The organism is Sphingomonas sp. (assembly GCF_050725575.1).
Taxonomy (GTDB): domain Bacteria; phylum Pseudomonadota; class Alphaproteobacteria; order Sphingomonadales; family Sphingomonadaceae; genus Sphingomonas.
The window spans coordinates 1-6585 of the sequence record NZ_JBOHHW010000091.1; the positions used below are offsets into that span (position 1 = coordinate 1).

Sequence of the window (6585 nt, forward strand, 5' to 3'; positions counted from 1 at the left end):
CGATCGACATGATCCGCTGCGCGAAACTCGCCAGCGACCGCGGCATGGGCGGCCCGATCCATCCGGCATCGGCCTATTTCTGCAAGCATCCTCCGATCCAGATGACCGACGATCTGGCCCAGCTTGCGGTTGAAGACTTCATCGCCGCCGCTGCGTGAATCGAATCACCACTGCGGTCCTGCTCGCGGCGGGCGCCGGCACGCGCCTGCGCTCCGCCGCCGAGTCCAAACCGCTGTGCATTGTCGGCGGCAAGCCGCTGATCGACCATGCGATCGAACGCATGGCGGCAGCGGGGATCACCCGCGTGATCGTCACGACCGGCTACCGCGCCGAGGCAATCGAGGCGCATCTCGCCGCGCGCGACTGGCCGGTGACGCTCGAGACCGCACGGACCGCTGACTGGCGCCAGCCCAATGGTGTCTCTGCCCTCGCCGCAGCGCCGCTGCTGGCGGGCGCGGCGACCTTGCTGGCGATGTGCGATCATCTGGTCGACCCCCAGCTCTATGCACGGATGGCCGATACCGGCGCGGGTGACGGGCTTAACCTCGGGATCGATCGCCGGCTGGGCCATCCCTGGGTCGATCCCGACGACGTGACGTTCGTCGCGACGAACGGCGATCGGATCACCGCGATCGGCAAGGGCATGACGCCGCACGATTGCTACGACACCGGCGTGTTCGCGGTCGGCGCGCCCTTCTTCGCAGCGCTCGAAACACTGGCCGAACCGTCAATCACTGATGCGGTCCGCCTGCTCGCCGCCGGTGGTGCCGCGGGGGTGGTCGATTGCAGCGATATCGACTGGATCGACGTCGATGACCCCAAGGCGCTCGCCGCCGCCGAGACCTGGCTGGCGGGCGGCTGATTTTCGTAAAGCTGTGGTTGACACGGGAGCCGCGCTAACGGATTCCGGCCGCTTCCCGGGATAACACCGGACTCAATAACAGGGGACGTCATGGCGAACGGGGTTCGGGCGGCACACTGGCTGCGTACCGCGACGATGGCATGTGCGGGCGCCGCGATGCTCTCGGCCTGCGCCACGGACGCCAACGCCGACAAGCCGAAAAGCGCGAGCAGCTCCGCCAAGTCGGCACCGGGCAAAAGCTATAGCCGCGATCCCTATCCATCGACCTACAAAACCTATCCCGGCGTGCCGACGCTGGTCACCAACGTCACGATCTTCGACGGTGAAGGCGGCAGCATCGCCAAAGGACAAGTGCTGTTCGCCGACGGCAAGATCGTCGCGGTCGGCGAGACCGTCACCGCGCCCGAGGGCGCAACGGTGATCGACGGTACCGGCAAGGTCGTCACTCCCGGTATCATCGATATCCACAGCCATCTCGGCGACTATCCCTCGCCCGGGGTGGAAGCCAATTCCGACGGCAACGAAGCGACCGGGCCAATCACTGCCGATGTCTGGGCGGAACATAGCGTCTGGCCGCAGGATCCGGGGTTCAGCCGCGCGCTGGCCAATGGCGGCGTCACCACGCTGCAGATCCTGCCCGGATCGGCCAATCTGATGGGCGGCCGGTCAGTCGTGCTCAAGAATGTCTATGCGCGCACCGTGCAGGGGATGAAATTCCCCGGTGCACCATACGGCCTGAAAATGGCGTGTGGCGAGAATCCCAAGCGCGTCTATGGCAGCAAGGGCCGCCAGCCCTCGACCCGCATGGGCAATATCGCGGTCGATCGCCAGACCTGGGCCAAGGCGGTCGAGTATAAGCGCAAATGGGACAAGTACGAGAAGGAGGGCGGCGACGCGCCGACCCGCGACATCGCGATGGACACGCTGCGCGGCGTGCTCGACGGCGAAATCCTGGTCCAGAATCACTGCTACCGCGCCGACGAAATGGCCATCGTCATGGATATGGCCAAGGAGTTCGGCTACCATGTCGCCGCGTTCCACCATGCGGTCGAAGCCTATAAGATCGGCGACCTGTTGAAGCAGAACGGCACCTGTGCAGCGGTATGGGCCGACTGGTGGGGCTTCAAGATGGAAAGCTATGACGCGATCAGCGAGAATCTCGCGCTGCTGCAAAAGGCCGGCACCTGCGCGATGATCCATAGCGACGACGAGAACGGCATCCAGCGGCTCAATCAGGAAGTGGCCAAGGCGCTCGCCGCCGGGCGGCGCGCAGGGATCGAGATTTCCGACGCGGTTGCGTGGGAATGGCTGACGATCAACCCGGCGAAAGCGCTTGGCATCGCTGACCGCACCGGCAGCCTGAAAGCCGGCAAGATGGCCGATGTCGTGCTGTGGAACGGCAATCCGTTCAGCGTCTATTCGCGGCCCGAAAAGGTCTGGATTGATGGGGCGCTGCTCTACGATGCGACCAATCCGAAACTCAGGCCGGTGTCCGATTTCGAGCTTGGCCAACCCGGTGCTGGAGATGTGAAGTGAAGCGCCTCCTGCTCTGCACCGCCGCCTCATGGCTGGCTGCCGCCGCGATCCCCGCCGCCGCCCAGTCGGTCGCAATCGTCAATGCGAAGCTGGTGATCGGCGACGGCTCTGCGCCGATCGAAGGCGGCACGGTGGTGGTGCGCGACGGCAAGGTGGTCGCCGCCGGCGCGCACGTCGCGGTGCCGGCGGGTGTGGATACGGTCGACGCCGGCGGCCGCTGGGTCACGCCGGGCATCGTCGCCGGCTTCACCCGGATGGGCATCATCGAAGTCGATGGCGTGTCGCAAACCAATGATTCGGGTGCATCGAGCAGCCCGTTCCACGCCGCGATCGATATCGCGCCGGCAGTCAATCCGAAGTCGAGCTCGATCCCGCTCAATCGCGCCGAGGGCGTAACCCGCGCGATCGTCGCACCGGACAATAATGGGTCGGTCTTTGCCGGCATGGGCGCCGTGATCGATCTCGGCGGGGACCGCGACGCCGTGACTCGCGCACGCGCCTTCCAGTTCATGGAATATGGCGAGTCCGGCGCGCGCGCCGGCGGCGGCAGCCGCGCATCGGCGATCCTGCAGTTCCGCAACGCGCTGATCCAGGCGCGTGATTATGCGCGCAACCCGGCGGGTTACGCCGATCTTGGCAAGGACGCCCTGCTCACCCGTGCCGATGCCGAAGCGCTGGGCGCGGTGGCGAGCGGACGCATGCCGCTGCTGATCCATGTCGAGCGCGCATCCGACATTCTCGTGCTGCTCGACCTGAAGCGGGAAATGCCCGCGCTGAAGCTGGTGCTGGTCGGTGCGGCGGAAGGCTGGACCGTCGCGCCCCAGATCGCCGCGGCGCGCGTGCCGGTGATCGCCAGTGCCCTGACCGACCTGCCCGCTTCGTTCGAGCAGCTCGGTTCGACTCAGTCGAACATCGGCCGGATGAAGGCAGCCGGCGTGCAGGTCGGCATCGGCATGATCAACGACAATGAGGCGCGCCAGGCGCGGCTCGAAAAACAATATGCCGGCAACCTCGTCGCGCTGACGAGCTGCCCGGCGCGACCGGGCTGGACTGGAACAGCGCGTTCGCCGCGATCAGCTCGATACCGGCCGAAGCGATCGGCATGGGCGGCGAGATCGGCTCGCTGCGCGCCGGGCGGCGCGGCGATGTAGTGATCTGGAGCGGCGACCCGCTCGAACTCGATACCGCTGCGCTCAGCGTGTGGATCGACGGCGTCAAGCAACCGCTCGAAACGCGCCAGGGCATGCTGCGCGATCGTTATCTGCAGCCACAGGAAGGCGCTCTGCCCAAAGCGTATCAGCGCTGAACCTGCCAGCGTCCGACGCGGCGGTGTTTTGCCGATCACCACGGCCCTGATTTCCCGTGGCTGCGGGAAAAGCTGCGGGAAAATGTTTTTTTGAGCGTTCTGCGGGAATTTCTGCGGGAATTTTGTTGGAGCGTGGCGGGAATTTTACCGGTGCATTGCGGGAAAATCAGGAAATGGCGGGCGGGAATCATCATTTACTCTGCCTGATTCAAATGGCCGGTCGGATGGGCTTTAGTCCGCGACGCGCAATTGTGCGTCGGAGAGTAAATATGGCGACATCGGGGATCGGCTTGAATCGCGGTGGTGATGCAGAACCCTGAACGAAATAGTCTCGGCTTCGGTAGAGGCTGACGCCGGAATTCCCCGCATCGTCTGTACATGCGGCGACATTGGATCATCGCACGAGCGTCTGTCGGACGAAAGCTCTGCTGACGACATTGTCGCAACTGGCGACTCCACCAGGCGAGGCGGATGCGACAACGCCCGGAGCCGTTCCGGCGGTGAGTTGCGGAATGCACCGGCCATAACAGGTCTGGTTGGCCGCGCCCTACGATTCAAAATTACATAGAAAATAGGAGATTAATCAATGACATGTATCTCTGCGAGCAATGCATTCGGTGCGAAGGGTGACGGCGTTACCGACGATACAGCGGCGCTTCAGGACTGGCTCGACCATCTTGGCAGCAAGGTGGGCTGCCTTGCTCCTGGCGTCTATATCACGGGACCGCTCACATGCGGCCCGGACGTCACAATTGTCGGCAGCGGCCTGACGAATTCCCAACTGAAGCTGAAAAATGGTGCAGCCGGCGCGATCCTGACGGTCACCAACGGAACGCATTTTACCGCCCTCGATATCGGGTTTGACGGCAACAGGACGAACTGTCCCAGCGGCACCCTAGGCCTGCATCTTCAGGGGGCAGAAAGCGGTGGGAATGGCTTTTGGATCGAGGATTGCGGCTTCTTCAACACAAGAAGCACCGGTTTTTTTCAGGAGGGCACATATAGCAAGGCGCGTGTCGCAAATTGCATCGCCGAGGGCTGTGGGCTGGATGGCATTGCGCTGAATGCGACGACGACGATTATCACCGGCAATCGCTGCGTTTCAAACGCCCGGTTCGGCATTCTGGTCCAGGGTAACTGGCCCCAGATTACCGGAAACACCTGCACCAACAACGGACAGTCAGTGACAGGTGGAGCCGGTATCGGGGTCGTATTTGCGAATTACGCCATCGTCTCCGCCAACACCTGCCTATCAAATGGTGTTACACCCTATTTTACGCACGGCATTCAACTGAACCAATGTTCTAATGGAATTATGACAGGAAATTTCAGTCAAGGAAATAATGGATCTGGGCTTGACGTATTCATGTCCCCCTACACCACGGTCTCCGGCAATCAGTCTCTGAACAATAAAGTACGAGGCATCGAGGTGGACACGGGTAGCACTTATACTACCGTGTCCGGCAATGTCGTAATGGGTAATGACGAGGTTGGAATAAACGTATTTAACACTGTCGGCGCCATTATTGATGCCAATACCGTCACGGGCAATGGCGTTTTGGGAACTGCGGCTAATCCGGTCAGCGGTGAAACGAACAGGCCCTATGGGATCGCCTGCCGGGGCGGCGGCAGTTACGGAAATTATACCCGGATCACGAATAACGTCATTTCCGGCAATATTGGCAGCGGTAGTAATGGCGTTGGCCTGTTTGTCGAAGCCGCGTGCGCTGGGGTTACTCTGACAGGCAATTTGATTAGGGTTCAAACCCAATCAGCCTATTGATCTGGGGGGAGCTTCCTGATTCACAGAGGGTGTGACGATGGAGGCGGTAGATGGCGTTGTTCTGGTTATCAGACGAGGTGTGGGCGGCGATCGAGCCGCATTTGCCGAAGAACCAGCCTGGCGCCCGGCGGGTCGATGACCGACGGGTGATCTCGGGCATTATCCACGTACTTAAGGTCGGTTCCCGCTGGTGTGACTGCCCATCGGATTACGGTCCTTCGACGACGATCTACAATCGCTTTAACCGCTGGTCGAAGCGGGGGTTCTGGATACAATTGCTCACTGCGCTGGTGGATGCGGGCGTGGTGTCCAAGAGCACCGCGATCGACAGCACGTATATCAAGATCCAACGCGCGGCGTTCGGCGCAAAAGGGGGCGTTCAGCACAAGCGATCGGGCGGTCTCGGGGCGGCTGGACGACGAAAATCCATGCGCTCACCGACGTCGTCGGCCGCCCCTATGCGCTGATGCTGACGCCGGGCAACGTCAGCGACATAAAGGCCGCCCCCGCTCTCCTCGAACGCGCCGGGCGCATGCGATACCTGCTCGGCGATAAGGGCTACGATGCCGACAGCCTGCCCCGTTTGCTCCGGGAGGGAGGCACTATCCCGGTCATCCCCGGACGCTGCAACCGGAAGCGAACGATCCGCTACGACAGACAGCGATATCGCGGTCGTCACCTTGTCGAGAACGCCTTCTGTCGCTTGAAGGACTTCCGCCGTGTCGCCACCCGGTACGACAAACTCGCTGCCAACTTCCTGTCAGGTGTGGCTCTCGCCACCGCACTCGCGTTTTGGCTATGAAGGCTTTGGAAAGCGAGATCAGATCATGACCGAAGACCAGGCCGCGTCAGGCCCATATCTGCCACCTGGAACGCCCGTCCGCTATGATGGCCTTGAGCAAGGTGGTCCGGAATATGGCGTCGTTGTCCATTGCTGGCTCGACGACGAGATCAACGCCCACGACTGCTATGTCGCTTTCTTTGGTGATCTCGAGCCAACGGGAAAACCTGCAGAAAAACCGTACATCCTACGCTACGCCTCAACCTCGCTGACGATCAGCCGCCCAACAGCCGATTGAGTCTGAGCCCTAGCCCCAA

Annotated in this window: 4 protein-coding genes and 2 pseudogenes; all 6 read left to right on the forward strand. The window is 62.2% G+C overall.

Annotated features, from left to right (window positions below):
• Window positions 1-154 precede the first annotated feature (154 nt).
• The 6 genes and pseudogenes from ACRECS_RS27145 (at window position 155) to ACRECS_RS27170 (ending at window position 6566) form a co-directional block, all read left to right on the forward strand.
• Window positions 155-862, forward strand: coding sequence for an NTP transferase domain-containing protein (locus ACRECS_RS27145; protein WP_431586093.1), 708 nt, complete (start codon window positions 155-157; stop codon window positions 860-862).
• Window positions 863-952: 90 nt separating this feature from the next.
• A complete protein-coding gene (locus ACRECS_RS27150; RefSeq protein ID WP_431586094.1) occupies window positions 953-2398 on the forward strand; it encodes an amidohydrolase in 1446 nt (481 codons plus the stop codon).
• Window positions 2395-3704, forward strand: a pseudogene (locus ACRECS_RS27155) (amidohydrolase family protein). Before ACRECS_RS27150 ends, ACRECS_RS27155 begins: the two are co-directional and overlap by 4 nt.
• 586 nt (window positions 3705-4290) lie before the next feature.
• The gene (locus tag ACRECS_RS27160; RefSeq protein ID WP_431586095.1) at window positions 4291-5487 is read left to right on the forward strand and encodes a right-handed parallel beta-helix repeat-containing protein; all 1197 of its coding nucleotides are present in this window, start codon (window positions 4291-4293) and stop codon (window positions 5485-5487) included.
• A gap of 50 nt (window positions 5488-5537) precedes the next feature.
• A pseudogene (locus ACRECS_RS27165) lies at window positions 5538-6289 on the forward strand (IS5 family transposase).
• Window positions 6290-6314: 25 nt separating this feature from the next.
• Complete coding sequence (locus tag ACRECS_RS27170; protein ID WP_431586096.1) at window positions 6315-6566, forward strand: hypothetical protein; 252 nt, start codon at window positions 6315-6317, stop codon at window positions 6564-6566.
• The last annotated feature ends 19 nt before the right edge of the window (window positions 6567-6585 follow it).